Source organism: Amycolatopsis sp. QT-25 (genome assembly GCF_029369745.1).
Lineage (GTDB): Bacteria > Actinomycetota > Actinomycetes > Mycobacteriales > Pseudonocardiaceae > Amycolatopsis.
In genome coordinates this window covers 1,063,735-1,088,929 of sequence record NZ_CP120210.1, presented here as the reverse complement: position 1 = coordinate 1,088,929, position 25,195 = coordinate 1,063,735, and the positions used below count along the sequence as shown (strand labels likewise).

At 70.1% G+C, this 25,195-nt stretch carries 20 protein-coding genes; 3 read left to right on the top strand and 17 right to left on the bottom strand.

What is annotated here, in order from left to right; genetic code table 11:
- Positions 1 to 65 precede the first annotated feature (65 nt).
- The 11 genes from P3102_RS05390 to P3102_RS05340 form a co-directional block, all read right to left on the bottom strand.
- Positions 66 to 1,070: a BadF/BadG/BcrA/BcrD ATPase family protein gene (locus P3102_RS05390; protein WP_276367029.1), complete on the bottom strand. Its 1,005-nt coding sequence runs from the start codon at positions 1,068 to 1,070 to the stop codon at positions 66 to 68.
- Positions 1,055 to 2,320: a 6-phospho-beta-glucosidase gene (locus P3102_RS05385; protein WP_276367028.1), complete on the bottom strand. Its 1,266-nt coding sequence runs from the start codon at positions 2,318 to 2,320 to the stop codon at positions 1,055 to 1,057. The genes P3102_RS05390 and P3102_RS05385 overlap by 16 nt, the downstream gene beginning before the upstream one ends.
- The gene (locus P3102_RS05380; RefSeq protein WP_276367027.1) at positions 2,317 to 3,210 is read right to left on the bottom strand and encodes a carbohydrate ABC transporter permease; all 894 of its coding nucleotides are present in this window, start codon (positions 3,208 to 3,210) and stop codon (positions 2,317 to 2,319) included. The genes P3102_RS05385 and P3102_RS05380 overlap by 4 nt, the downstream gene beginning before the upstream one ends.
- 70 nt (positions 3,211 to 3,280) lie before the next feature.
- Positions 3,281 to 4,270 (bottom strand): sugar ABC transporter permease, encoded by a 990-nt coding sequence (locus P3102_RS05375; RefSeq protein ID WP_276367026.1) that lies wholly within the window; start codon positions 4,268 to 4,270, stop codon positions 3,281 to 3,283.
- 4 nt (positions 4,271 to 4,274) lie between these two features.
- A complete protein-coding gene (locus tag P3102_RS05370; protein WP_276367024.1) occupies positions 4,275 to 5,657 on the bottom strand; it encodes an extracellular solute-binding protein in 1,383 nt (460 codons plus the stop codon).
- Positions 5,654 to 6,919, bottom strand: coding sequence for an ROK family transcriptional regulator (locus P3102_RS05365; protein ID WP_276367022.1), 1,266 nt, complete (start codon positions 6,917 to 6,919; stop codon positions 5,654 to 5,656). Before P3102_RS05365 ends, P3102_RS05370 begins: the two co-directional genes overlap by 4 nt.
- Before the next feature lie 483 nt (positions 6,920 to 7,402).
- Entirely contained in the window at positions 7,403 to 8,416 is a 1,014-nt protein-coding gene (gene nudC / locus P3102_RS05360) for an NAD(+) diphosphatase (RefSeq protein WP_276367021.1), read from the bottom strand.
- A complete protein-coding gene (locus tag P3102_RS05355) occupies positions 8,416 to 9,792 on the bottom strand; it encodes a pitrilysin family protein (protein ID WP_276367019.1) in 1,377 nt (458 codons plus the stop codon). The genes nudC and P3102_RS05355 overlap by 1 nt, the downstream gene beginning before the upstream one ends.
- Positions 9,789 to 11,093: a pitrilysin family protein gene (locus P3102_RS05350; RefSeq protein ID WP_276367017.1), complete on the bottom strand. Its 1,305-nt coding sequence runs from the start codon at positions 11,091 to 11,093 to the stop codon at positions 9,789 to 9,791. The genes P3102_RS05355 and P3102_RS05350 overlap by 4 nt, the downstream gene beginning before the upstream one ends.
- A 21-nt stretch (positions 11,094 to 11,114) precedes the next feature.
- A complete protein-coding gene (locus tag P3102_RS05345; protein ID WP_276367015.1) occupies positions 11,115 to 12,743 on the bottom strand; it encodes a DUF2207 domain-containing protein in 1,629 nt (542 codons plus the stop codon).
- A 61-nt stretch (positions 12,744 to 12,804) separates the two neighbouring features.
- Complete coding sequence (locus P3102_RS05340) at positions 12,805 to 14,574, bottom strand: DUF2207 domain-containing protein (RefSeq protein WP_276371645.1); 1,770 nt, start codon at positions 14,572 to 14,574, stop codon at positions 12,805 to 12,807.
- Between the two features lie 302 nt (positions 14,575 to 14,876).
- Here P3102_RS05340 and P3102_RS05335 point away from each other — a divergent pair, with 302 nt between their 5' ends.
- Together P3102_RS05335 and P3102_RS05330 are read left to right on the top strand one after the other, a co-directional pair.
- Complete coding sequence (locus P3102_RS05335) at positions 14,877 to 16,136, top strand: neutral zinc metallopeptidase (RefSeq protein ID WP_276367014.1); 1,260 nt, start codon at positions 14,877 to 14,879, stop codon at positions 16,134 to 16,136.
- Between the two features lie 120 nt (positions 16,137 to 16,256).
- Positions 16,257 to 17,453 (top strand): IS30 family transposase, encoded by a 1,197-nt coding sequence (locus P3102_RS05330; RefSeq protein WP_276367012.1) that lies wholly within the window; start codon positions 16,257 to 16,259, stop codon positions 17,451 to 17,453.
- A 200-nt stretch (positions 17,454 to 17,653) separates the two neighbouring features.
- Here the strand turns inward: P3102_RS05330 and P3102_RS05325 are convergent, their stop codons facing one another.
- Positions 17,654 to 18,661: an RDD family protein gene (locus P3102_RS05325; protein WP_276367010.1), complete on the bottom strand. Its 1,008-nt coding sequence runs from the start codon at positions 18,659 to 18,661 to the stop codon at positions 17,654 to 17,656.
- A gap of 61 nt (positions 18,662 to 18,722) precedes the next feature.
- Here P3102_RS05325 and P3102_RS05320 point away from each other — a divergent pair, with 61 nt between their 5' ends.
- The gene (locus P3102_RS05320) at positions 18,723 to 19,730 is read left to right on the top strand and encodes a stage II sporulation protein M (RefSeq protein WP_276367009.1); all 1,008 of its coding nucleotides are present in this window, start codon (positions 18,723 to 18,725) and stop codon (positions 19,728 to 19,730) included.
- Between the two features lie 131 nt (positions 19,731 to 19,861).
- Here P3102_RS05320 and P3102_RS05315 read toward each other — a convergent pair whose 3' ends face one another.
- From P3102_RS05315 to P3102_RS05295, 5 genes are read right to left on the bottom strand one after another with little or no spacing between them, the layout of a single operon-like run.
- Positions 19,862 to 21,148 carry a DUF58 domain-containing protein gene (locus P3102_RS05315; protein WP_276367007.1) on the bottom strand — a complete coding sequence of 429 codons (1,287 nt, stop codon included), beginning with the start codon at positions 21,146 to 21,148 and terminating at the stop codon, positions 19,862 to 19,864.
- Positions 21,148 to 22,137, bottom strand: a complete 990-nt coding sequence (locus tag P3102_RS05310; protein WP_276367005.1) for a MoxR family ATPase — start codon at positions 22,135 to 22,137, stop codon at positions 21,148 to 21,150. Before P3102_RS05310 ends, P3102_RS05315 begins: the two co-directional genes overlap by 1 nt.
- Positions 22,134 to 23,267 (bottom strand): DUF4350 domain-containing protein, encoded by a 1,134-nt coding sequence (locus tag P3102_RS05305; RefSeq protein ID WP_276367003.1) that lies wholly within the window; start codon positions 23,265 to 23,267, stop codon positions 22,134 to 22,136. Before P3102_RS05305 ends, P3102_RS05310 begins: the two co-directional genes overlap by 4 nt.
- Positions 23,264 to 23,905, bottom strand: coding sequence for a DUF4129 domain-containing protein (locus P3102_RS05300; protein WP_276367001.1), 642 nt, complete (start codon positions 23,903 to 23,905; stop codon positions 23,264 to 23,266). Before P3102_RS05300 ends, P3102_RS05305 begins: the two co-directional genes overlap by 4 nt.
- Positions 23,899 to 25,152 (bottom strand): hypothetical protein, encoded by a 1,254-nt coding sequence (locus P3102_RS05295; protein ID WP_276366999.1) that lies wholly within the window; start codon positions 25,150 to 25,152, stop codon positions 23,899 to 23,901. Before P3102_RS05295 ends, P3102_RS05300 begins: the two co-directional genes overlap by 7 nt.
- Positions 25,153 to 25,195: the final 43 nt, after the last annotated feature.

Sequence of the window (25,195 nt, the reverse complement as noted above, 5' to 3'; positions counted from 1 at the left end):
TTCCGGCAAAGCGCGTGAAGGCTCCTTCCCTCGACTGAGCCGAGGGAAGGAGCCTTCAGGCGCGTTCAGACCCGTTTGGTGGCGGCCTTCAGCGCGACCTTGGCGGTGTCGGAAGCACCGATGGTGTCGAGTGCGAACAACGCCGCGCCGACCACGGGAGCCACGTCGACGACCCGGATCGCGGCCTGCGGCGCCACCTTCAGGCACCGCCGCTCGATCTCCGCGATCACCTGCGGGCCGACCCCGGTCAGCACTCCCCCGCCGAGGACGACTTCGGGTGCTTCCCCGGTCAGTTCGAGCCGCCGGAGGGTGACCCCGACCAGCAGGGCGACCTCTTCGACGAACCGGTCGACCACGTCCTGCGCCACTTCGTCGCCGTCCGCCGCGACGGTGAACAGCAGCGGGCACAGGCCGTGGATCGAATCGGAGTGCACCTCCTCGAAGTGCAGTCGCTGCACCGCTTCCAGCACCGAAGACGTCCCGAAATGCGCGGTGACGGCGGCTTGCAGGGCCGTGCCGGGACCTCGTCCGTCTTCGGCGCGGACGGCCCACCACAGTGCTTCCTCGCCCAGCCGGTAGCCACCGCCCCAGTCGCCGGAGATCTTGCCCAGCGCGGGAAACCGGTGTTCACGACCGTCGGCGCTGACGCCGGCGCCGTTGATCCCGGCACCGCACACCACCGCCACCCCCGTCCCGTCGGAACTGCCCGCGCGCAGCAGCGCGAGCGTGTCGTTGCCGACGACCAGCGTGTCGCTCCAGCCGCGTGCGGCCAGCGCGGCGTGCAGGATCGTCTCCTCGCGCGGGAAATCCAGCCCCGCGAGGTAAGCCGACGTATGTGTCGCGAAAGGACGTTCGCCGGGGAGCCCCGCCTGGTGAAGTGCCTCCAGGACCAGCTTTTCCAGTGCGCGGACGCTGCCGTCGACCCCGATGTTCTGCGGGGACGCGCCCGGACCTCGTGACTGCCCGAGCACCCGTCCGTCCCGTGAGACGATCAGGACGTCTGTCTTGCTGTTGCCGCCGTCGATCGCGACGACGACGTCCTGTGAGCCGGCCGTCATGCCCCCGCCCACGGCAGGAACTCGCGGTTGACCCGCACCAGCGTGTCGGCGAGCTGATCGGCCTTGGCGTACTGGCCGACGAGCGGATGCGCGAGCAACGCGTCGGCCACCCGGTCCCGGCCGCCCTTGATCGCCGCCTCCAGCGCGAGGTGCTCGTAGGCGGTGACCCCGGCGATGAGGCCCGCGAACCGCTGCTCCACCGGCGGCTGCGCGATCGGACGAGGACCGTTTCCGTCCACCAGGGACGGAACCTCGATGACGGCGTCGTCCGGCAGGAAGCCGAAAGTGCCTTCGTTGCGGACGTTGACGACGTGCTCCTCCGCGGGCCCGCCCGAGGTGAGCGCGTGCACGAGCTGCACCGCGGCCTCGGAATAGTAGGCACCGCCCCGCTTTTCCAGTTGCTCCGGTTTGGTCACCACCTCCGGGTCGAGGTACACCTTGAGCAGTTCTTCTTCGACGTCGCTGACGACGTCCGCGCGCGGCCGCTCGGTGCGCTGCTTCGCGACCTGCTCGTCGTGCCCGTAGTAGTACTTCAGGTAGTACGACGGCACGACGTTCATCCGCCGCATCCACTCGACCGGCGCGGTGACGTGCTCGCCGAGGAATTCCGCGTGCTCCGCCAGCAGTTCCGGCAACCGGTCCTCGCCGTCGACGAGCACCTTCCGTTCCCAGCTCAGGTGGTTCAGTCCGGTGTGGACGAGCTTGACCTGGTCGACGCCCGCACCGAGCAGACGCGCGAACGTACGCTGGAGGTGGATCGCGACGTTGCACAACCCGACGGCACGGTGGCCCTCGTTCAGCAGCGCGCGGGTGACGATGCCGACCGGGTTCGTGAAGTTCACGATCCAGGTGTCGTCACCGGCGATCTTCCTGACCCGGTCGGCGATGTCGAGCACCACCGGCACGGTGCGCAACGCCTTCGCGAGGCCGCCCGCACCCGTGGTCTCCTGCCCGACACAGCCGCAGGCGTGCGGGAACGTCTCGTCCCCGCGCCGCGCGCGCTGTCCGCCGACCCGCAGCTGGATCAGCACGGCCGACGCGCCGTCGACACCCTCTTCGAGGCTGGCGGTGGTGCGGACCCGCGCCGGATGCCCGGCATGGCTCAGCAACCGGTTGCTGAAGTCACCGACCGCCTCCACCCGGTACGCGTCCGGATCGATCAGCACGATCTCGTCGACGTCCAAAGTGGACCGCCGTCCGGCGATCCCGTCGATCAGCTCGGGCGTGTACGTGGACCCACCACCGACGACTGCCAGTTTCATCCCTTGACCCCTGTGAATGTGATGCCCTTGACGAAGGACTTCTGCGCGAACACGAACAGCACGATCACCGGCAGCATGATCAGCGCGGTGGCCGCCATGGTGAGGTTCCATTCCACGTGGTGCATCCCGCGGAACGACGCGATCGCCAGCGAAAGCGGCCAGCTGTCGCGGGTCTCACCGGTGTAGAGCAGCGGACCGAAGTAGTCGTTCCAGGTGAACAGGAAGCAGAACATCGCGGTGGCCGCGATCCCCGGCTTCGCCATCGGGATCAGCACCTTGAGCATCGCCTGGAACTCGTTGCAGCCGTCGATCTTCGCCGCTTCGAGATAGTCCTTCGGAATGGTGAGGAAGAACTGCCGCAGCAGGAAGATCGAGAACGCGTCGAAAAAGAAGTACGGCACGATCAGCGGGATCAGCGTCCCGGTGAACCCGAGCCGCACCCACAGGTCGTACAGCGGCACGACGGTGACCTGCGGCGGCAGCATCATCGCGGCCACGGTGAGCATGAAGAACAGGTTCTGCCCGCGGAACTTCAGCTTCGAAAGCGCGTACGCCGCCGGGATCGCCGAGACGAGCGCCCCGAGGGTGGCCAGCGTCGAATACAGCATGCTGTTGCCGAAGTACTGCAGCAGCGGCGCCTTTTCGAACACCTCGATGAAGTTCTCGAAGTGCCATTCCTTCGGCCAGAAGTTCGACGAAAGCGCCTGGTCGCTGGACATCACCGCGGTCAGGAACACGAACAGGATGGGCAGCATGAAGATCACGCCCATCGCGATGCCCACGCTGTGGGTCGCGATCCAGTACAGCTTCTTGTCCCATTGGCGCCGCATCCGCACCTTCGGCGGTTCCGACGCGGGGGCGGTGTGCGGGCGTTCGGCCAGTGTGGTCATCCGCCCACTCCGCTCAGGCGGGACACCCGCACCCCGTCGGGGCCATGAACAGGCTGTCGCGAGGATATGGTCATGCCCCCTCCTCCTGATGCTGGGACTTGCGCAACTGCCGCACGAGAATCCAGGTGAACCCCGCCGAGACGATGAACAGCAGCACCGCCATCGCCGCCGCGTAACCCATGTTGAAGTACCGGAATCCCTGGACGTACAGCCAAACCGGATAGGTCAGCGTCGAGTTCTGTGGCGCGCCGATGAACTTCGTGTTGCCGGCGACGTCGGCCGCGCCCGCGGCCGCGGATCCCGCGACGATCGCCTGCGTGAAGAACTGCAGCGCGAAGATCATCGAGTTGACGACGCCGAACAGCAGCACCGGCGAGATCGACGGAAGCGTGACGTGCCAGAACCGGCGGACCGGTCCGGCGCCGTCGAGTTGAGCGGCTTCGTACTGTTCCTGCGGCACGTCGAGCAGCGCCGCCAGGATGATGATCATCAGCTCGCCCGAACCCCACATCACCAGCAGGGTCAGCGCGGGCTTCGACATCGCCGGATCGTTGAACCACAGGCCGCCGTCGACGCCCACCACGCGCAGGAACGCGTTGACCGGCCCGTACTCCGGATTGAACAGGAACACGAACGCCAGGGTCGCCGCGGCGGGCGGGGCCAGCGACGGCAGGTAGCAGAGCGTCCGCACCAGGCCGACGCCCGACTTGAGCCGGGAGATGACCGACGCCACGCCGAGCGCGAACACGACCCGGCAGAACGTCAGCACGATCACCAGCCACAGCGTGTTGTACGCCGCCGTGCTCACCAGTGGCTCGCTGGTGAACATGCGGATGTAGTTGTCGAAGCCGATGAATTCGGGCGCGTTGATCAGGTCGTAGCGGGTGAACGAGTAGTACACCGTGGCGATCAGCGGGTAACCGAAGAAGATCAGGAACCCGAGCATCGCCGGGGCGATGAAGTAGAAGACTGTGCGGCGGCGGCGCGCTGCGTTCCTCTTCCGCGTCCGGGTGGACGCGGAAGAGGAACCGACCGCCCTGGGCTCCAGGGTCGTGGTCATGCGATCAGCCGCCGGCGCGTTTCTGGGCCAGCTCGTCGTTGATCTGAGCGTCGACCTGCTTGAGCCCCGCGACCATGTCCGGGATGTTGCCCGCCTGCCACTTCTCGGCGAAGTCGTTGACCGCCTTGAGGTGCGCGTCGCCGATCGGGGTCGACGGGTTCGGCATCAGCTTGCCGCCGTTGTACAGATCGAGGAACGTCTTGAACTCCGGCGTGACCTCGAGCTTCGGGTCGGTCAGCGCGGCCTTGGTGCTCGGCACGTTCTTGAGGCCGTTGGACAGCTCGACCAGCGTCGAGGTGTCGAGGGTGACCTGCTTGATCAGTTCCCAGGCCGCGCCGGGGTTCTTGGCGCCCTTGGGGATCGCGATGATCGTGCCCGTGGTGAACGCGCCGCCGTAGCGGTCCGGCTTGCTGTCGAGCACCGGCGGGGCCGCCGTGCCGAACTTGAGCTCCGGCGCCTGGTCCTTGATGAAAGCCGTGCGGTACTCGCCGTCGATCATCATCGCCAGCTTGCCGCGCTGGAAACCGTGGTCCGCCGAGTACTCCTCGCCGAGACCCGCCTTGAACTGCTCGACCTTGGCGTGGCCGCCGTAGAAGTCGACGAGCTGCTTCTGGAAGTCGAACATCGCCTTCCACTCGGGGCTGTCGGCGAGATGCGACTGCCCGTCCGGGCCGAGGTAGCCGGCACCGAAGTTCGGCGCCCAGTACTGCGCCATGTTGGCGTAGAAGGGCATCGACGGCATGAAGCCGGCGACCTTGATCGAGCCGTCGGGGTTGAACTCGGTCAGCTTCTTGGTGGCCTCGAACAGTTCCGAGGTCGTCTTCGGCGGCGACGTGATGCCCTTCGCCGCGAACATGTCCTTGTTGTAGTAGAAGCCGTAGACGTCGGCGAGCAGCGGCATGGCACACCGCTTGCCCTGGAACTCGGTGTAGCTGCGGACCGCGTCGGGGATCTGCGTCAGGTCGATCTTGTCGCGGTCGATGTAGGGCTTGAGATCCTGGAAGCTGCCCGTGGAGCACCACGCGCCGAGGTTGTCGGTGAAGAACGAGATCGCCACGTCCGGCGGGTTGCCACCGCGGATGGACTGGGTGATCTTGTCGTCGTCCTGCTGGCCTTCGTGCTTGATCTCGATGTTCGGGAACTTCGCCTTGAGCTTGTTGAGCCCGGCGGTGACCACGTTGTACTCGCGGTCGGTGAACTTGCTGTAGACGGTCAGCGTGAGCTTCGCGTCCGCGGCCGGGGCGGCCGCCGCGTCGCCCGACCCGCCGCCCGGGCCGCTTGCGGCGCCCGAACAGGCGGACACCAGCGCGGCGACGGTGACCGCGCCGAGCACTATCGAGCCGCGCCAACGGCGGCCACTTCTCCGAACCTGGGTCGTGGAACTCATGACCCTCCTCCTAGTTGGTTGGGGGCGGGAGACGATGGTTCTGTTCGTGCATCCGGGACAGCCACGATCGGGTTCGGCTCTCCCGCCCCGGACCGCCCGGGTCCGAGGAGCGAAGGGGTGTTGACGCCGAAGACGTCCCTGCGGACGGTGGCGAGCGCGGATTGGAGCGCGCCCGCGCGGACCGCGTTGCCCTGTACCGAAGCGACCCCGACCGGGGTGCGGGGCAAAACCAGTTCGTGCAGCCTTTTCGCGACCAGTGCGGCGAAGTCGTCGCCACCGGCACGGCTGGTGTCGCCGGCAAGAAGGACTAGTTCGGGGTCGACGACCGCGATGAGACCGGCCGCGCCACCCGCGACACGGCGGGCCAGGTCGTCGAGGAAGGCGTCGTTGTGGTGCGCTCGGGCCTTGGTGACGGCGTCCGCGCCGGTCTCCGCTTCGAACCCGTGTGCGGCCGCGAGCTCGGCGACGGCCGGGGACGCGACGAGATCACCGAAGCGATCTCCGGCGCGGGGCTTGTCGCGGGACGTGGCGACGGAGGCCGGATCGGGCACCCGCATCCAGTCGATCTCGCCGCCACCGCCGGTCGCCCCGCGCAACAGCCTGCGGCCGACCACCACCGCGCCACCGACGCCGTCGCTGAGCCAGATCATCACGAAGTCGTCGAGACCGACGGCCTGGCCGACGGTCATCTCGACGATGGCGACGAGGTTGACGTCGTTCTCGATGGTGACCTCGACGCCGAGTTCGCGGCTGAGCGTGCGCGGCACGTCGAACCCGAGCCAGCCGGGGATGTGCGGCGCCGAAGAGAGCAGGCCGGTGCGCGGGTCGAACGCGCCCTGCGCGCCGATGACGACGTGGCGAAGATCGGTGGCGGCGAGCCCGGCCGCGCCGGCGACGTGGCTGAGCGCCGCGCCGAACGTGCCGACGACGTCCGCGCCCTCGTGGACCGGCAGCGGGACCTGGTACTCGGCGAGCACCGCGCCCGTGACGTCGGAGACGACGAAGTCGGCTTTCCGGGGCGTGAGATCCACGGCCGCGACGTAGGCGACACCGCCGTTGACCTGCCACAACTGCGCCCGCGGGCCGCGTCCGCCGCCACGCACGCCCGCCTTCGCGACGACGTCGTCCTGTTCGAGCCGGGTGAGCAGCTGCGCCGTCGCGGGCTTCGACAGGCCGATCGCGACTTCGAGTTCCGAGCGCGTCAGCGGGCCGTCCCTGAGGAGGACCTCGATGGCCGCGCGATCGTTGATCTCGCGCAGCATTCGCGGACTGCCGGCTCGCACTGGGTTCGCCCCACTTCGTTAGGAAACTTTACAGACGGTTTCCGGGGACTGTAGTGAGCCGAACCACAGTCGTCAACGGGGTGATGAAACGGGGAGGTAACGCTTGGCATGTTCCGCACAGTGGGTATAGGTGTCGGCGCGGAGGGTGTCCGATTCACGACAGGCGGGTGGACCTGCTTCGTAAGTGGTAATGCCGCCCGGATCGCCGCTCACGGCGCCTCGACGGGCGGTTTCGCGTGATCAAGTGGACGACGCGCGTGATCCGACGGACGACACGCGTGACCAGATGGACGGCACGCGGGAGTCGTCCCTCCAGACACGTGAAGGCGCCGCTCATGACGTCTCGAAGGGCCGACGATGGAGGAATCGGGACGTTCAGTGTCCCGATTCCTCCATCGTCGTGAAAGCACGCCGATCCTGAGCCTTGCTCAGCTCTCAAGCCAGCGCAGGCCGCTCCAGGGTCTAGACGCCGGCCCAGGCCGCCAGCATCACGCGCGCGATCGACGAGTTCCCCGGCAGCACCAGTTGCCTCGTACCACCGGCGATCGGGGTCGGCACGGCACCGGCGTTCCGCAGCTGACTGTTCGCGAACGCGGCCCGCACCTCTTCGCGCGAAACCCAGAAGGCCTCTTCGATCTCGCCCTCCGCGGGCACGATCGTCGACGAGATGTCGGCCCGCGCGGTGAAGCCGAGCATGATCGACCGCGGGAACGGCCACGGCTGGCTGCCGAGATATCGGATGTCACGCACCTCGACACCGACCTCTTCGCGGATCTCCCGCTCGACGCAGCCTTCGAGCGACTCCCCCGCCTCGACGAAACCGGCGAGGATCGAATACCGGTCCGGCGGCCAGATCGGCTGCCGCGCCAGCAGGACGTGCTCACCGTCGACACCGGCGTCGTCGTGCACGAGGCAGATCACCGCCGGGTCGGTGCGCGGATACTCTTCACGGCCGCAGCCGGTGCACTTGCTCGCCCAGCCCAGCTGGACCACCTCGGTCGGGCTCCCGCAGCGCGTGCAGAACTTCGCCTGCCGACGCCAGGCCTGCAACGCCTGCGCGGTGGTGAACAGCCCGGCCGACGCGTCGTCGAGCAGATCGCCATAACCGCGCAGGTCGACCCAGATCTCGCCGTCATGCCGCGGGACCTCTTCGACCGCACCCCAGCTGCCCGCCATTTCGACGGTCTCGGTCTTCCCGGCGGGGCGGCCGGGCAACGACCAGTAGTCGATGCCCTGCCACTCCCCCAAGAAGACCGCGTCAGTGGGCGGCTCGGTGCCGAAGTCCTGCGCCTTGCGGGTCGCGAGAGCGCCGGAGCCCTCCACCACCGGGGTGCGCGCGTGCTCGTCGAGCAGGACGACGTGCGCGTTCGGCCAGCGCTCGGCGAGCCTGTCCGGGTTGGCGCGCAAGGATTCCTGACGGTCCGCCGTGGAGCGCGAAAGCGTCGGGAGCGCCCCCAACCCGAACGGCGTCTCCATCAGGCGGGCTCCCCGACCGTCACGTCGCCCAGCGCCGTCAGTTTCGGCGCGAGGACGTCGGCGTCACCGACGACGACCCCGGTGAACCGCTTGGGTGCGAAGAACTCCAGCGCGGCGTTCGCGACGTCTTCGGCGGTGACCGCGGCGAGCCGTGCCGGGTGCTCGGCGAGCCATTCGACGCCCAGCCCGGTCGCGGCGAGCGCGGCCAGCTGGGCGGCGAGGCCGCCCTGCGAGGACGCGGACGTGACCAGCGAGCCGATCGCGTACTGCCGCACCGACTCGACCTCGTCGGCGGTCGGCGGCACGAGACCGAGCCTGGCCAGCTCGTACCTGGTCTCCAGGAGCGCGGCCGCGGTGGCGTCGGTCGCGGTGTCCGCGTCGACGTTCACCACGGCGGTCTGGTCGGTGAACTCGAATCCGGAGTGGGCGCTGTAGGTGTACCCCTTGTCCTCACGGATGTTCTCGACCAGCCGCGACGAGAAGTACCCGCCGTAGACGAGGTTCGCCAGCTGCAGTGCCGGATATCGCGGGTCCGTGCGTGACACCGACTGCGCGGACAGCCGGATCTGCGACTGCACGGCACCGGCCCGCGGCACCAGCAGGACGTTGCCCCCGGTGAGCTCGGGCAGCGCGGGCAGGCGGACGGCGGAGCGGTCCGAAGCCCAGCCGCCGAACGCCTTCTCCAAGTCGCCGATGACGGTCTCGGGGTCGATGTCGCCGACGATCACCAGCACGGATCCGCGCGGCAGCACCGAAGCCCGGTGCAGTGCGCGAACCTGCTCGGGCGCCACGACGGCCACGTCTTCGGCCTGCGGAACCTCTCGCACCGCGGGGTGGTCGCCGTAGCGGTGCTTCTGCAGTGCCTCGCGGGCGATCGTCCTCGGCTGGGTGCGGGAGACGGCGATCCGCTCGATGAGCCGCTCGCGCTCCCGCTCGACCTCCGCGTCCACGTAAGAGGCTCCGGTGAGCGCGTCGGCGAGGACGTCGAGCATCGTCGGCAGGCCGTCGGCCAGCGAAGTGCCGGTGATGATCAGCCGCTCCGGGTCGACGCCGGAGGCGAGGTCGCCACCGATCAGCGCCAGTTCGGCGTCGATCTCGATGCGGTCGCGGCGGGCGGTGCCGGTCAGCAGGGTCTCGGCGAGCACTTCGGCGGTGGCCGGGTGGAGTTTGTCCTCACCGGCGAACGGGATCCACACCCGCAGTTCGACCAGCGGCACGGTGGGCTTGCGGACGGCGAGCACCCGCAGCCCGTTGCTCAGCGTGGTGTCCACATGGGACAGATCGGCGGCGGCGCGCTGCGTCCCCAGCGGCGGGACCGGGCGCGGCCCGGCGGCCGTGCGGCCGATCTCCTCGGCGGTGCGGTGCGGTGCGCTCACTGCTCGGTACCTTCCTGGTCTGAAGATCCACTACCCGGCCGGACGACGAGTACGGCGCGCGAATCGGGCCGCAGCGCCTTCGCCGCCGCCGAAACGGCCTCCCCGGTGACCGCCGAGATCTTCTCGGCGAGCCGGTACACCAGCGACGCGTCGCCGTACAGCAGCTCGAAAGAGCCGAGCGCGAGCGTCCGGGACACCAGCTTGTCGTGCTCGGCATGCAGGCTCGCGGCCCAGCGCGCGGTGACCTTCTTGATCTCCTGGTCTCCCGGCGGCGTGGCCGCCAGCTTCTCCAGTTCCTCGTCCAGCGCGGTGAGGACCTGGTCGGTGCTCACCTCGTGCGGGTGGATCGCGGTGACGGTGAACGTGTCCGGGTCGCGGGCTTCGAACGGGCCGAACAGCCCGGCACCGGCGCCGATGTCGACGACCAGCGGCTCGCGGTGCACCAGGCGCTGCTGGAGCCGGGAGCCGTCGCCGTCGGTCAGCACGCCGGCGAGCACGAGATTCGCCAGGTAGCCGTCGAGGTCGTTGATCGGATCCGGCATGCGGTAGCCCACGCCGACCGCGGGCAGCGGGGCGTGCGGGTCCACCTGCTCGCCGCGCAGCTCACCCTCGGGGGCGGGCTCGGCGAAGGAGGGACGCTCGGGCGCGGGCCGGTGCGGCACGTCGCCGAAGTGCTTCTCGATCAGCTCACGGGCCTGCTCGACGGTGAAGTCACCGGCGACGGTCAGCACCGCGTTCGCGGGCGAGTAGTAGGTGTCGAAGAAGGCCGCGCAGTCGTCCAGGGTGGCCTGTTCGAGATCCTCGAAACCGCCGTAACCGTTGTGCGCGTTGGGGAAGGTGGAATACAGCACCGGCGGGAGGGTGATCCACGGGAACCCGCCGTACGGCCGGTTCAGCACGTTGAGGCGGATCTCCTCCTTGACCACGTCGATCTGGTTGGCCAGGTTCTCCTGCGTCAGCTTCGGCGCCCGCATCCTGTCCGCTTCGAGGAACAGGGCGCGCTCGAGAGCCGCGGCGGGAAGGACCTCGAAGTAGTCCGTGTAGTCCGGATGGGTGGAGCCGTTGAAGCTGCCACCACTCGACTGGACGTACCGGAAGTGCGCGAGCTTCTCCAGGCTCTCGCTCCCCTGGAACATCAAATGCTCGAAGAGGTGCGCGAAACCGGTGCGCCCTTCGGGCTCGGATCGGAAGCCCACGTCGTAGTGGACGCTGACACCCACCACCGGAGCGGTCGCGTCGGGCGCGAGCACCACGCGCAGACCGTTGTCGAGGGTGAATCGGACAAGCTCGGGATCGGCCATGCGCACCACCCTACGGGCTACTCAGGCCTCCAGGCGACGACCCTGGCGGGTCGTGGCGAAGGTTCCCACGAGCGCGGCTGTGAAGTCGCTCGCCCGTGCGACGTCCGCCTCGGCGGCGCCTTCCCTGCCACACCAGTAGATCTTGGGCGGACCCTTGAGTCCGGCGAAGCCGGCGACCCAGTTTTCTTGTTCGCCGAGAGCGAGCGCGTACGGCAACGCCCGCGAAAGGAGCACCTCGCGTTCGAGCTTCGGGACGGCCGCCGCCGTGGTCTCCAGCAACGCGTCACGAACGCCGAGCAGCCGCCGGTGCAGCCTGACACCGGCTCCGGTGCGCGCCGGGAGCCATCGGGCGGCGACGGCGAGTACCGCGCCCGCGGCGACGACGATCGACCCGAGCTGGGCGTAGCCGACGGTCAAGGCCAGCAGGACGGTGAGGAACAGCCCGTAGCAGCAGACGCGCAGGCCGATGCCGGTGAGCCTGCCGGGCAACCGCGAATACCAGCGGCGTTCGACAACGCTGTCGTCCAGCGCGTCCCGCACCGTTTCGATCCCGACCCGCGCGGACCGCAGTTCGGACAGCGGCACCGACTCCCGTCCGTCCGGCAGCAGGACGTCGAACACCGCGCGTTCGAAAGCGGTCAGCTGCTCGTCCGGCGGATTGCGGCGGACGAGCAGCCAGCCGGTCAGCTCGCCGGGCTCCTCGGTCACCCAGAGGTAGTTCCGGACCGCGAGGTCGACGACCGTCGCGGCCAGGTCGACGGCGTCGGCGCGACCCGTGAGAACGGTCCCGACCTGTCCGGGCAGTACGCCATCGGGTGACGAGAACGCGGCTTGGTCGTCCTTTCCGGTGAGCAGCCGGACCGGGAGCGCGGCGCCCGGATGCTTGTCACGCCTTCGCAGCAAAGCCAGCGCCACGGCACCCACGACCAGCGCGAGCGCGAAACCGCCCCAAGCCCAGCCGACCGGAGCGGTGAGCACGAACGCCCCGGCGAAGGTCTTCGACGGCTCCAGCCGCGCGTTCGCCGGGACGGTGCCGGCGGGCAACTCGACCGAAATCTCCATCCGCTGCCCGGCCGCGAGATTCTGCTGGCTGAACCGGGTCAGCCCGGAATGCGCGATCTGGGCGGCCCCACAGTGCGCGCGCGACGCCTCGGGCCCGGCGTAGCAGGTGACCGCGTTCGGGACGGACGGCGCGGCGAAGCTGGCGCGCACGAGTTCGAGCCGGGCGTCCCAGCCGCCCGCGACCTGCCAGCCGACGCGCACCAGGCCGTCCGCCCCGGTGACCGCACCGTCCACTGTGTACCGGACGATCGAGGTGCCGCCCCTGAGCTTGACGGTGAACTCGTCTTCGGTCAGCTCGGAGTTGCCCGCCCCCTCGATGACGACGTCACGGATGCCGATGATCCGGTCGCGGTCGTGCGGGGCCGCCGTGCGGAGCGGGATCCGGCGGGTCATCGTCGCCTCACTCGGCACGGACACCGCCTCGACGACCGAAAGGGCGCCGTCGCGTTCCACCTTGAGCGAGATCTCCGCGCTGTTGGGCAGCGAAGGCAGTTGCGGTTCGCCTTGCGCTCCCGCCGGTGCCGCGCTCAGCACCAGCAGGAGAGGAAGCACCAGCAGGGTGAGCGGCAAGACCACGCAATTCGGCACCGGTTTGCGATAATTGCGCGTGCAAGGATCGCAAACCGGTGCCGAATTGCGAGTCTTCACGTCAGGCGGGGACCGGTTCGGGGCGGAGCGAGCGCAGGTGCCCGGATTCGGCGAGCAGACCGTCCAAAGCGGACAGGAACGACGGCAGGTGCGCGGCGAAGCGGCGCAGATCCCGATCGCCCTCGAGCCCGCCGAACCAGTACAGCCCGGCCGAACCGTCCGCCGACGGGTCGAGCCCCTCGAACGTGCGGAGCCAATGCTCGGCGGCGCCGAGCACGATGGCGTACGGCAGCGACCGGGAGAACACCAATTCCCTGTCCGCCACGGGGATGTCGGCGACCTCGACGGTGTGCAGGTACTCGAGCAGGCCGCGTACCTGGCCGACCAGCCGCCTGCCGCGTGAGGTCCGCGGCGGCACCCAAGAGGAGCCCAGCAACGCGGCGACCCCGGCGAGCACGACCGCGACACCGAGCAGCGCGTGCCCCGCCGTGAACGTCAGGACGACGGTGCCCGCGAGCCCGAGCGCGACCAGGCCGACACCCGCCCACGTGAGCTTGCTCCTGCCCTTGTCCGGACGGCGGGAGAACCAGCCCTTGCCCGCGACGTCGGCGTACATCGCCTCACCGGCGACGCGGAGGTCGACGGTGCCGCGGCCACGGAGCTCCGACAGCAGCACGGAATCGGTGCCCTCGGGAAGGAGCGCGGTGTAGATCTCGCGTTCGAAGGCCACGAGATGCTCGTCGGGGGCGTTACGACGGGTGAGCTGCCAGTCGACGGCGCCCGCGCCGCGCACCTCGGCGATCCACAGATAGTTGCGGACCGCGAGGTCGACCACCGTGCCGCTGACGTCCACGACGTCGACCGTCTCGTCGACGACCGTGCCGACCTGGCCGGGCAGGACACCGTCGGGCGAGGCGAAGGAGACCCGATCACCGTCTCGCAGGAGGACGTCGACCGGACCGGTGCCCGCGGTGAGCGCGCCCTTGTCGCGACGGCGCAGCAACCAGACGGCGAGCGCGCCGAGGATCGAGAACAACGCCAGTGCCCCGAACCCGAGGCCGGCCACGGTGGTGAGGGCGAACGCTCCGCCGACCGAGGCGATCTGCTCGAACCGCGCGTTCGCGGGCACCGTGCCCGCCGGAAGCTGGACGACGAGGTCGACCCGTTCGCCCGCCGCGAGTTTGTCCTGCTCGACGCGGACGACGCCGCTGTGGTCGATTTCCGCGAGCGAACACTGCCGGTCCGAACCGAGTGGCCCGGCGAAACAGTCCACAGTGGGCGTTTCGCGCGTCGGCGCGCTGAACGAAGCGGACACCCTGGACAGTTCGCCGTCCCAGCCGCTCGCCACCTGCCAGCGCACCTGCTGCGCGCCGCCGACGTCCGCGACCGCGCCATCCACTTTGTACTCGAGGGTGGCCGCGCCGCCGTCGAAGGTGGCGATCAGCTGCTCGCCGTTCGACTCGGTCTTCCCCGCGCCCTCGACCACCACGTCACGTACGCCGTAGACGCGATCCTGCTCTTCACCGGCGGGAACCTTCAACGGGATCCGGCGTACCAGCCGCTGTCCACCCGGGACGGTCACCTGCTCGGTGATCGACACCGAACCGTCGCGTTCCACCTTCACCGAGACGTTCGCGGCCGCGCCGCTCGGCGGTTGGAGCAGCCCGAGTTCGCCGCGCGCCCCGATCGGCGGCGGCTTCGGCAGTTGTGGCGCGTTCGTCAGCGAGGGGCCCGCTTCGGGCGCCTCCGGCACGTTCGTATCCGACGGCGGGGCCATCAAGGCCGAACTCGCCGCGACGGCCACGACCGCCGTCCCCCATTTCGTCAACACAGCCACACACCTTAGGGCAGCCGATCTATGCTGACCGCCGAAACGCCGAATCGCCCCACCTGGGCGAACTGCGTTGCCGAATCGCATGGGGGATCCACTCGATGAACCAGCAGCCGCCCGGCGCGCCTGATCCGCGGCGCCGGCCGACTCCACCACCGACGCCGCCGCGAGGTGGCCGTCCGCTTCCGCCACCCGGAGCGGGTCCGCTGCCGCCACCGGCTGGGCGTCCGCTACCGCCGCAAGGTGGCCGTCCGGTCCCACCACCGGCCGCGCGTCCGCTGCCACAGCGCGGTGCTCCGCCCATGCGGCAGGGCCCCGTCCCGCCCGGCCGCCCAGGGCGGCCGCCGGTCTCCCGGCCGACGCCGATCCCGCCGCCGTTCCGGCCGGGTCCGCCGAGCGGCGGGATGCCGCTGCCCCCGCCGGGCGCGGCCCCGCTGCCCCCGCCGCGGATCGGCGCGCCGGTACCGCTCCGCCCCGGCGCGGCCGGCCCACCGCAGCTTCCGTACGGCCCGCGTTTCACTCAGCCCGCCTTCACGCCGTACGGCGGATATCACGCCAAGAAGTCCAACGGCGGGGTGATCGCGGCGGTCGCGATCGTGGCCGTGATGGCGGTGATGGGTGGGCTGCTGATGGTCATCACCATCGCGAACGGCGACTCGAGGCACACCGCGGATGCCGGATACTCGAGCCATCCGACGACGTCCTCTTCGGACTACACGACGACGACCACGTCCAGCGACACGTCGACGACGAGCACCCGTTCGCGCGATTCGACCACCTCGCGCGAAACGTCGGCGGGCTCGACCCGCGCGACCTCGGCCAGCCGTGCCCCGTCCGGCCCGCAACCGCACCACAAGCTGGCGGACAACCCGCTGTGGCTCGACGCCCAGGTCGGCCTGCCGAACCAGCCGTGCAACCTCTCGCGCTGGGCGAACAACCCGGACGCGGCGGCGGCGTTCTTCGAAAGCGCGCGGCCCTGCCTGGACAGCGTCTGGCAGCAGGTCATGAACTACACGAAGCTGCCGTTCCGGGTCCCGACCGTGAAATACCCGTCCGGCAAGAACTGGTCGAGCCCCTGCGGCGACGCCGGCAACGGTTCGGTGGCGGCGTTCTACTGCTCGCAGAACGAGACGCTTTACATGCCGTACGAAGGCCTTCAGGTCCCCCAATACGGCAACCGGCCCGGGGTCTATCTGGCCGTCTACGCCCATGAGTACGCGCACCACATCCAGGCGCTTTCCGGTGTCTCGGAGGCCTATTGGGACGCGCGATACGAAGCGGGCACCGACTCGGCGGCGGGCCTGGAGATGTCGCGGCGCAACGAACTTTCGGCGCAGTGTCTGTCCGGGACGTTCCTGGGCTCGACGGTGGGCCGCGGCGGCTCGGTCGATCAGGCGATGTACCGCGACGCCTGGCAGACCCAGGACCGCGGCGACCACAACGGCGGGCCGCGCGACCACGGCTCCGACGCCCACGCCGTCTCGTGGTGGCAGCACGGCGCGCAGAAGAACCGGATCTCCCAGTGCAACACGTGGGCGGCCAAGTCGGCCGACGTTTCCTGACGGACTACGGGTTTCGCCCGAGCGCGGTCCGTGAAGGACTCCTTGAGGGACCCTGGGTCCCTCAAGGAGGCTCGGAGTCATGGGGTTGTTGCAACACCGTCTGATGGGGGTGGGGTTGTGGTGCGGGTTCATCGGTGGCTGCCGCGGTCGGTGCGGGTGGGGTTTTGGGATCAGGTCCGGGCCGGGGTGGCGGCGAAGCCGGCGGCCCGGGCGGTGGGGCTGTCCCCGACGACGGGGGTGCGGTTGTTCCGGCAGGCTGGCGGGGTGATCGGTAACGCACCTGCTCGGCCTGGTCCCCTCCGGTTGAGCCTGGCCGAGCGGGAGGAGATCGCCTGCCTGAAAGCCGCGGGCCAGGGGCCCCGGGCGATCGGGCGGGCGATCGGCCGTCCGGCCTCGACCGTGTCCCGCGAGCTGGCCCGCAACACCGGTTCCTCCGGCCGCTATCGGGCTGTCAGCGCGCAGCACACGGCCGAGAACCGTGCGAAACGCCCGAAGGCCGCGAAACTGGCCGCGGACACCGTGTTGCGGGAGGTGGTGCAGGACAGGCTGAACCGTAAATGGTCCCCGCGTCAGATCGCGCGGAGACTGGTGCTGGAGTTCCCCGACCAGCCGGAGATGCGGGTGTCCCACGAAACGATCTACCAAGCACTGTATGTCCAGGGAAAAGGCGCGCTGCGCCGCGAACTCACCCAGGCGTTGCGGACCGGGCGGGCACTGCGGATGCCCCGCCGGCAGGCCCAGGCCCGCCGGGCCCGGCCCGCGGGCAGGATCCCCGACATGGTCAACATCTCCGAACGGCCCGCCGAGGTCACCGACCGCGCCGTCCCCGGGCATTGGGAAGGCGACCTGATCCTGGGCAAGAACAACAAATCCGCGATCGGGACCCTGGTCGAACGATCGACCCGGTTCGTGATGCTGCTGCACCTGCCCCACGGACGCGACGCCGCCACCGTCGCCGCCGCCATGACCGAGACCATCCAGACGCTGCCGCCGCTGCTGCTGAAATCCTTGACCTGGGACCAGGGCAAGGAAATGGCCCACCACAAAAAGATCACCCTGGCCACCGGGATCGACATCTACTTCTGCGACCCACACGCACCCTGGCAACGCGGAACCAACGAGAACACCAACGGACTACTCCGCCAATACTTCCCCACAAGCACCGACCTGTCCCAGCACACCGCCGCAGACCTCGCACGAGTCGCCGCCGAACTCAACGGCCGCCCCCGCGAAACCCTCGACTGGCACACACCCGCCGAAGCCCTCGAAGCACTACTCTCCAACCAACAAACAATGCGTGTTGCAACCACCATGTGAATCCGCCAGGCCTTCACGGACTTCTTGCAACGCGACGCGACCATTGGCAGCGTGTAAAGGCTTCATGTACGCCCGTCGGCGAAAGTCCGTGAAGGCTCGGTAGTACATGAAGGCCCCCTTCCTTGCGTCTAGCGCAAGGAAGGGGGCCTTCATGTACTACCGATGCGGGAGTCGGCAGGCACGTCGGCGAAAGTCCGTGGTCAGCTGGGTGGGGTGAAGGGGTTCTCCGGTACCGGCTCCGAGGGAGGCTGCGGCTGCGCGACCGGCGCAACCGGCTGCGGGTACGGCTGCGCAACCGGCTGCGGCTGCGCAAGCGGCTGCGGATACGGCTGCCCGTACGCCACAGGCTGTCCCGGCTGCCCATACGCCACGGGCTGTCCCGGCGCCGCTGGCGCAAAGGACTGCCCCGCCGCGAAAGGCTGCGCCCCCGGCGGCCCGTGCTGAACCGCCGGTTGCAGCTTCTCCTGATCCCGCCGCCGTCGCTCCGCGAGCACCGCCGACAGGTACTCCCACGACGGCACCCCCGGCGGCACCGGCGCCCCGATCACCGAAGCGACCTGCTGCGCCAGCCCGTACCCGAGGGCTTCGACCGCTTCGGGGCGAAGCTCGCTCGTGCGGCTCAAGTACTGCCGGACGGCCAGCGCGAGGTCGTTCGGCAGCCTGGTCAGGTCGAGCTGCGAAGCCCAGTACGCCAGCCGCGGCGGCATCCCGACGTACGGCGTGCGGGAGGCGGGCACGCGTTCCCGGATCACCAGGGTGCCGGCGAGGTAGTCGCCGACGCGGCGGCCGTTGGGCGAAAGCAGCGACGTGACCACGGCCACGGCGCCGAGCATGCCCAGCGCCCAGAAGTCGACGAAGAACCCGGCGAGCCCGCGGACCAGCGCGTGTCGGAACCGGACCGGACCGCCGTCGGCGCGGACCACCCGCAGGCCGAGCGCCATCTTCCCGAGGGTGCGGCCGCGGGTCAGTGTTTCGGAGATCACCGGGTAGCCGACCATGACCAGCACGAGGGTCACCAGGAACAGGGTCAGCGCCAGCGCCTCGTCGCCGAACGCGGTGACCTGGCTCAGCACCAGCATCGCGACGACCAGCGCGATCAGCTGGAGGGCGACGTCGAGCATCATGGCGAGGCCACGGCTGGCCAGTTTCGCCGCGCGCACGTCCAGGACGACGGCCTCGCCGGTGACGAGTTCGGACTCTTGTTCCACCTGGCAAGCGTAGTGACGAATAAGCTGGGCGACCAAGGACGATCGCCGGGAGGGCTCCGAGTTGGACGTGGACGTGTTCGTCGCCGCGCATCAGGCCGATTGGAACCGGCTGCGTGACCTCGTCGGCCGCGCCGGGAAACTCAGCGGCCCGGACGCCGACGAGCTGGTGACGCTGTACCAGCGCGTCGCGACGCATCTTTCGATCATCCGCTCGGTCGCGCCCGACCCGGCGCTCGTCGCGCACCTGTCCGGTCTGGTCGCGAAGGCCCGCTCCGCCGTCACCGGTTCGCACAGTCCTGCCTGGCGAGAGGTCGGGCTGTTCTTCACCCGCCGATTCCCGGCGGCGCTGTACCTGAGCAGGCGCTGGTGGCTGGCTTCGGCGGCGGCGTCGATCGCGGTGATGGCGATCGCGGCGGTGTGGATCGCGGGCGACCCGCAGGTGCTCGCGTCGCTGGCCTCGCCCGAGGAGTTCAAGGACCTGACGGCGCCGGGCGGGAAGTACGAGACGTACTACTCCTCCGATCCCGCGGGTTCCTTCGCCGCGCGCGTCTGGACGAACAACGCCTGGGTGGCCGCGACCTGCCTGTTCCTCGGCGTGGTGCTGGGGCTCCCGGTGGTCTACGCGCTCTGGGCGAACTCGCTGAACCTCGCGATCGGCGCGGCGCTGATGTCCTCGGCCGGTCGGCTCGACGTGTTCTTCGGGCTGATCCTGCCGCACGGTCTGCTGGAGCTGACCGCGGTGTTCGTCGCGGCCGGGACGGGGCTGAAGCTCGGCTGGACGGTCGTCGATCCGGGGCGCCGGTCCCGGACGGCGGCGCTCGGCGAGCAGGGGCGGTCGGTCGTGGTGATGGCGCTGGGGCTGACCGTGGTCCTGCTGATCTCCGGCGTGATCGAAGGCTTCGTGACGCCGTCGGGCCTGCCGACGTGGGCTCGCATCGGCATCGGGGTGATCGCCGAGGTGGCGTTCCTGCTCTACGTGTTCGTGGTCGGCCGCCGGGCCGCGAAAGCGGGCGAAGTGGGTGACGTCGACTGGCGATACGCTGGTGATGCTCGGCCTGAAGCGGGCTGAGCCGGTTCTCGTCGGCGGGTTCCGCACCGACGCCGACCGCGACCACCCCCGCCGCGGCCACCTCGTGCCTGACAGGTCGAGAGGGGCGAACAGGGCGGGAACACGAATCGCCACTCACGACCCGAAGCACATCACAGCCGTCCGGCCGCCTTCAGCGCGAGATACCGGTCGGCCAGCCGCGGCGGCAGGTCCTCGGGGACGGCGTCGACGACCTCCACACCGTGCCGCGCCAGCCGCGCGGTGACCTGGCGCCGTTCGGCCAGCACCCGCTCGGCCGCGGCCGCGTCGTAGACGGCTTCCGCGTCACCGCGGCCCGTCGCCATCTCGGCGACCCGCGGATCCGCCACCGAAGCGATCATCAGCTGGTGCCGCGAGGTCAGCTTGGCCAGCACCGGGAAGAGGCCTTCTTCCAGCGGCGCCGCGTCGAGCCCGGTCAGCAGGACGATCAGTGCGCGCCGCCGGGTCCGCCGCAGCACCTCCGCGATCATCCCGCGCGCGTCGGTCTCCACGAGTGACGGTTCGAGCGGCGCCATCGCGTTCACCAAGGCGGGCAACAAGTCGCTCGACCCCCGGACCGCGGCGTGGACCTGCCGGTCGTAGGCGAGGAGGTCGACGCGGTCACCCGCCCGCGCGGCGAGCACGGCCAGCAACAGGGCCGCGTCCATCGCCGCGTCGAGCCGCGGCGCGTCCCCGGCCCGGCCCGCCGAAACGCGGCCGGTGTCGAGCACCAGCACCACGTGCCGGTCGCGTTCGGGACGCCAGGTCCGCACCACGACGTCGGACGCGCGCGCCGAAGCCCGCCAGTCGATCGACCGGACGTCGTCGCCGATCACGTACTCGCGCAGGGAGTCGAATTCCGTGCCCTGCCCCCGGATCAGCACGGCGTTGCGGCCGTCGAGCCGGTGCAGCCGCGCCAGGCGCGAAGGCAGATGCTTGCGGCTGTGAAACGGCGGCAGCACCCGCACGGTCCACGGCACGTCGTGCGCACCCTGTCGTGCGGCGAGCCCCAGCGGCCCGGTCGACCGGACGGTGACCCTGGCCGCCGTGCGATCGCCGCGCCGGGTCGGCGAAAGCCGGGTGGTCACGATGCGGCGTTCACCCGCGGGCAGGGTCAGCCGGTGCCTGTCGTCCGCGCCGGCGCTGGGCGGCCAGGCGTCCCGGAGCCACGCACGCACCGGACGGCCGCCGGAATTGGCCACGGTCAGCGTGACCTCGCACGCCTCCCCCAGCCGCACGGACGTCGCGCCGGACCGCGAGAAGTTCAGCCGTCGCACACTTCCGGCGAGCAGGAGATCCAGCGCCACCATCAGCAACAGCACCGCCGCGGCCAGCCCGATCCCGGCCCACGAGGGCAACAGGAGACCGACCACCGGCGCCGCGAGGAGCGCCAGCAGCCCCAGCCGCCCGGTGACGGCCATCAGCGAGGAACGGGCACGGACGCGAGGACGCGGTCCAGCACCCCGTCGGCGGTCGCGCCTTCGAGTTCGGCCTCGGGCCGCAGATCGAGCCGGTGCCGCAAAGACGGCCGCGCCAGCGCTTTGACGTCGTCCGGGGTGGCGTAGTCACGGCCCGCGAGCCACGCCCACGCCCGGGTCGCGGCCAGCAGCGCGGTCGCGCCACGCGGCGAAACGCCGATCCGCACGGACGGCAGCGACCGTGTCGCCCGGCAGACGTCCACGATGTAGGCGAGCACCTCGGGGCGCACGGTGACCCCGGCGACCGCGCGCCGTGCGGCGCCGAGCTGGACGGCCCCGGCGACCGGGGTGATTCCCGCCGCGCCCAGGTCTCGCGGGTCGAAACCCTGAGCGTGGCGGGAGAGGATGCCGAATTCGTCCTCGCGGGACGGCATCGGCATGGTCAGCTTCATCAGGAAGCGGTCGAGCTGCGCCTCGGGCAACGGGTACGTGCCTTCGTATTCCACCGGGTTCTGCGTCGCGATGACGATGAACGGATCGGGCAGCGGCCGTGTCTTGCCGTCGCTGGAGACCTGACGTTCCTCCATCGCCTCCAGCAGCGAAGACTGCGTTTTCGGCGGGGTGCGGTTGATTTCGTCTGCCAGCAACAGGTTCGTGAACACCGGGCCCTCGCGGAAGGAGAACTCGCCGCTGTGCGCGTCGTAGACGATCGAGCCGGTGATGTCACCCGGCATGAGGTCCGGCGTGAACTGCACCCGGGTGGTCTCCAGATCCAGCGCCGCGGCCAACGCCCGCACCAGCAACGTCTTCGCCACGCCGGGAACGCCTTCGAGCAGCACATGTCCCCGGCACAGCAACGCGATGATGAGCCCGGTGACGGCCGCGTCGTTGCCCACCACGGCCTTCCCGACCTCGGTCCGCAGGGCGATCAGCGCCGCCCGCGCCTCGGCGGCACCGTCCACGGTGTCCTGCTCGGACTGCTCGGTACTCAAGACCGCTCCACCTCTCGTTCCACGACATCGAGTCCGTCCGCCAGCCGCACCAGGGCGGCATCGTCCGACACGTCGGCGGGCGGGTTCCCGTACAACAGCGCGCCGATTTCGGCCGGTGCCCGGCCGGTTCGCACGGCGACGGAGTCCACCAGCGCCGCGGGTTCGGCGTCACGGGTGAGCCCCAGCAACGGCCGGAGCCGCGCGCGGGCCGCCTCACGCAAGGTCTCCCCGGCGTGCGCGGCGGCCTTCGCCTTGCGATACAACCTCGCCCGTCCCTCGGTGGCCTCGGCCGCGCGGACCACGACCGGGATGGGTTCGGTCACTACCTGCCCCAGCCGGCGCGAGCGCCACGACGCCAGCAGCACGACCGCGACCCCGGCTTGCAGTGCCGCGTACGACCAGCCCGCCGGAATCAGTTCCGACAGCGGCTTCTTCTCCGCTTCGAGCGACGGATCCGCCGGCGTCGGCAGGTACCAGACCAGCCGTTCGTGCTTCCCGAGCAACCGCATCGCGAGCGCCGCGTTGCCCTCGTTCGCGAGCCACTCGTTGGTCAGCGGCTCGGGGGCACCGAGGACGGTGACCGTCCCTTGTGGACCGGGCACCTCGAGATACGAGCCGCCGTAGCATTCCTGCGCTCGCGGCTGCGTCGCCGTGTACCTCAAGCCGCCCATCGTCGCGCTGCCCGCCGCGACGGGATCCACGGCCTGGCAGTCCGGGGCACGGGTCTCGGTTTCGAGTTGATCGGTCGATCGCACGCCCGGGAGGATCTCCTCGACCGTGGCGGAACTCGGCTGCACCAGCACGACGTGCTCGGCAGTCCGCCGGATTTCGGCGAAGGCGTTCTCGGGCACGTAGGCGGGCCGGGTGATCAAGACGGTCGCGTCCCTCGCGACCCCCTTGGCCTCGGCGGCGGTGCGCACGACCGGGATCTCGACGCCTTCCCGCTCCAGCAAGGTCGCCAGCGCACGGCCGCCACCGGGCTCGTAGGACCCCGGTTCGAGCGCGCCGGTGGTCTGCTCGCCCTGGACGAGCACGAGCAGCGTCCCGGTGAGCACGAGCAGGAGGACGACCGCGAGCGGGAGCCGCACTCCGCGCCAGATCCGGCGGGCGTCGGGCGAAACCGAGGTCATCCGGCCGCCAAGGCGACCGGCCTGGCGCGACGGCAGCGTTCGTCCAATTCGGACAGTGACCGGTAACCGGCCGGGGTGGCCGGGATCCCGCCGTAGTGGACGTCGTCGAACGACCGGGCACCGGCGCGCAGGGGCGCGGCGACGTCGGGGAGCAGCCGTCCGGCTTCGATGGCGGCCTCGTCGGCGGTCCGGCCGGACTTCTCGTCCAGCAACGCCCGCTCCTCCAAAGACCGCACCAAGGCACGGAAGCGCTCACGGACGGCGTCGTCGAAGTCGCCCCGCGACGCGGCCTCTTCGGCCGCCTTGCGATGTTCGCCGGAGGCCTTGCGCTGCCCGGCGAACACGGCGCGGCCGCTCTTGACCGACGTCGCCAGGGGGCCCGACTTCAGCCGAATCACCACGATCACCACGATCAGCACGACGACCAGCAGCACCACGGCGAAGATCCCGCCGGGCACGGCGCTGTCGATGGTTTCGAGCACACCGAACAGCTTTTCGAGCACCCAGTCGAACGCCTGGGACAACCAGCTCGGCTTCGCGGCCTGATAAGGCTGACCCGCGAGCTCCTCGGCGGCACGTAGCCGGGCGGTGTCCCGGTCGATGTCGACCGGGACCTCCGAAAGGAAACGCGTCACCATGCCTGCGGCGGGGGCGGCGTCGCGATCCCGGCCGCGCGGGCCAGCTCGATGTCCATGCCCTCGCGGCGCATCCGCTGATCGATGTAGAGGATCACGGTCACCAGCGCGGAGAACGGGCCGACGATCGTCTGCGCGATCACCGTGCCCACCGACTGCAGGATCAGGTCACCGGTCGACGGGATGTACACCTGCTCGGGGTCGGTGAACACGGCCATGAACGCGCCGAAGCTGAACGGCATGGTGATGATCATCGCCAGGAACGCCGAGATCACGGCGGCCAGCAGCAGGATCCCGAAGATCCGCCAGAACATCCCCGAGACCAGCTTCGCCGACCGGCGGAACGCCTCGCGTACGGTGCCGCGTTCCAGCAGCAGCGCCGGACTGGCCAGCGCCCAGAAGGTGAAGGGGATGATCGCGGGCACCAAACAGAAGATCGCCGCGACCATGATCGCCAGCGTGTAGAGCACGGTCAGCCCGAGCAGCGGCAGCAGCCGTCCCGCCGCCTCCTTCACCGCGTCCTTGAAGACGATCGGCTTGCCCAGCGCGGCCTTGCCCATCAAGACGGTCAGGAACCCGGTGAGCAGCGTGGTCCCGACCATCGTGGCGACAAGGCTGACGAAACTCGCGGCCAACGTCCCGCCGAGCATGTCCAGCGTCTGGTTCAGCAGCTCCTGATCGGTGGCCGCCGGACCGAGATCGCGGAGCCGCTCGAGATCCTCGGTCGTGTCGACCAGCAGGAGCCCGATCAGGTCGATGGCCGCGGTCAGGACGGCGGTCACGGCGGCGGCCCCGAAGACCATCCGCCAGTACCGGCGCATGGTCGTGACCGCGCCGTCGAGGATGTCGGTCAGGTTCAGCGGGCGCAGCGGGATGACACCGGGCCTGCCGAGGCCGACCTTCCAATTCGGGTACTGCTGCTGCGGCGGCTGATACGACGGCAGCGGAGGCGGCGGCGTGCCCCCTGACGGGGACTGCCACTGCTGCTCCGGCGCCGGTGACGGCGGCGACGCTTCCGCCTGCGTCGGGGGCGGCGTGTCCGCCCGCGCCTGCGACTGTGCCGGCTCCCCCGCCTGCGACTGTGCCGGCTCCCCCGCCTGCGACTGTGCCGGCTCCCCCGCCTGCGACTGTGCCGGCTCCCCCGCCTGCGACTGTGCCGGCTCCCCCGCCTGCGACTGTGCTGGTTTCCCCGCCTGCGGCTTCGGCGTCTCGGTACCTTCCGGCCCGGACGGTCCGCCGGTCTCCGTCATGCGACAGCCCCTTACCCGTTCACGTTGCGTACGCCCACTCTTC

Coding starts and splice junctions, on each gene's coding strand:
- P3102_RS05350 (WP_276367017.1), bottom strand. CDS start 11,093: ATGGCCGATCCCGAGCTTGTCCGATTCACCCTCGACAACGGTCTGCGC.
- P3102_RS05315 (WP_276367007.1), bottom strand. CDS start 21,148: ATGGCCGTCACCGGGCGGCTGGGGCTGCTGGCGCTCCTCGCGGCGCCG.
- P3102_RS05305 (WP_276367003.1), bottom strand. CDS start 23,267: ATGACCTCGGTTTCGCCCGACGCCCGCCGGATCTGGCGCGGAGTGCGG.
- P3102_RS05370 (WP_276367024.1), bottom strand. CDS start 5,657: ATGAGTTCCACGACCCAGGTTCGGAGAAGTGGCCGCCGTTGGCGCGGC.
- P3102_RS05300 (WP_276367001.1), bottom strand. CDS start 23,905: ATGGTGACGCGTTTCCTTTCGGAGGTCCCGGTCGACATCGACCGGGAC.
- P3102_RS05385 (WP_276367028.1), bottom strand. CDS start 2,320: ATGAAACTGGCAGTCGTCGGTGGTGGGTCCACGTACACGCCCGAGCTG.
- P3102_RS05335 (WP_276367014.1), top strand. CDS start 14,877: ATGCGGCAGGGCCCCGTCCCGCCCGGCCGCCCAGGGCGGCCGCCGGTC.
- nudC (WP_276367021.1), bottom strand. CDS start 8,416: ATGGAGACGCCGTTCGGGTTGGGGGCGCTCCCGACGCTTTCGCGCTCC.
- P3102_RS05375 (WP_276367026.1), bottom strand. CDS start 4,270: ATGACCACGACCCTGGAGCCCAGGGCGGTCGGTTCCTCTTCCGCGTCC.
- P3102_RS05365 (WP_276367022.1), bottom strand. CDS start 6,919: ATGCTGCGCGAGATCAACGATCGCGCGGCCATCGAGGTCCTCCTCAGG.
- P3102_RS05295 (WP_276366999.1), bottom strand. CDS start 25,152: ATGACGGAGACCGGCGGACCGTCCGGGCCGGAAGGTACCGAGACGCCG.
- P3102_RS05380 (WP_276367027.1), bottom strand. CDS start 3,210: ATGACCACACTGGCCGAACGCCCGCACACCGCCCCCGCGTCGGAACCG.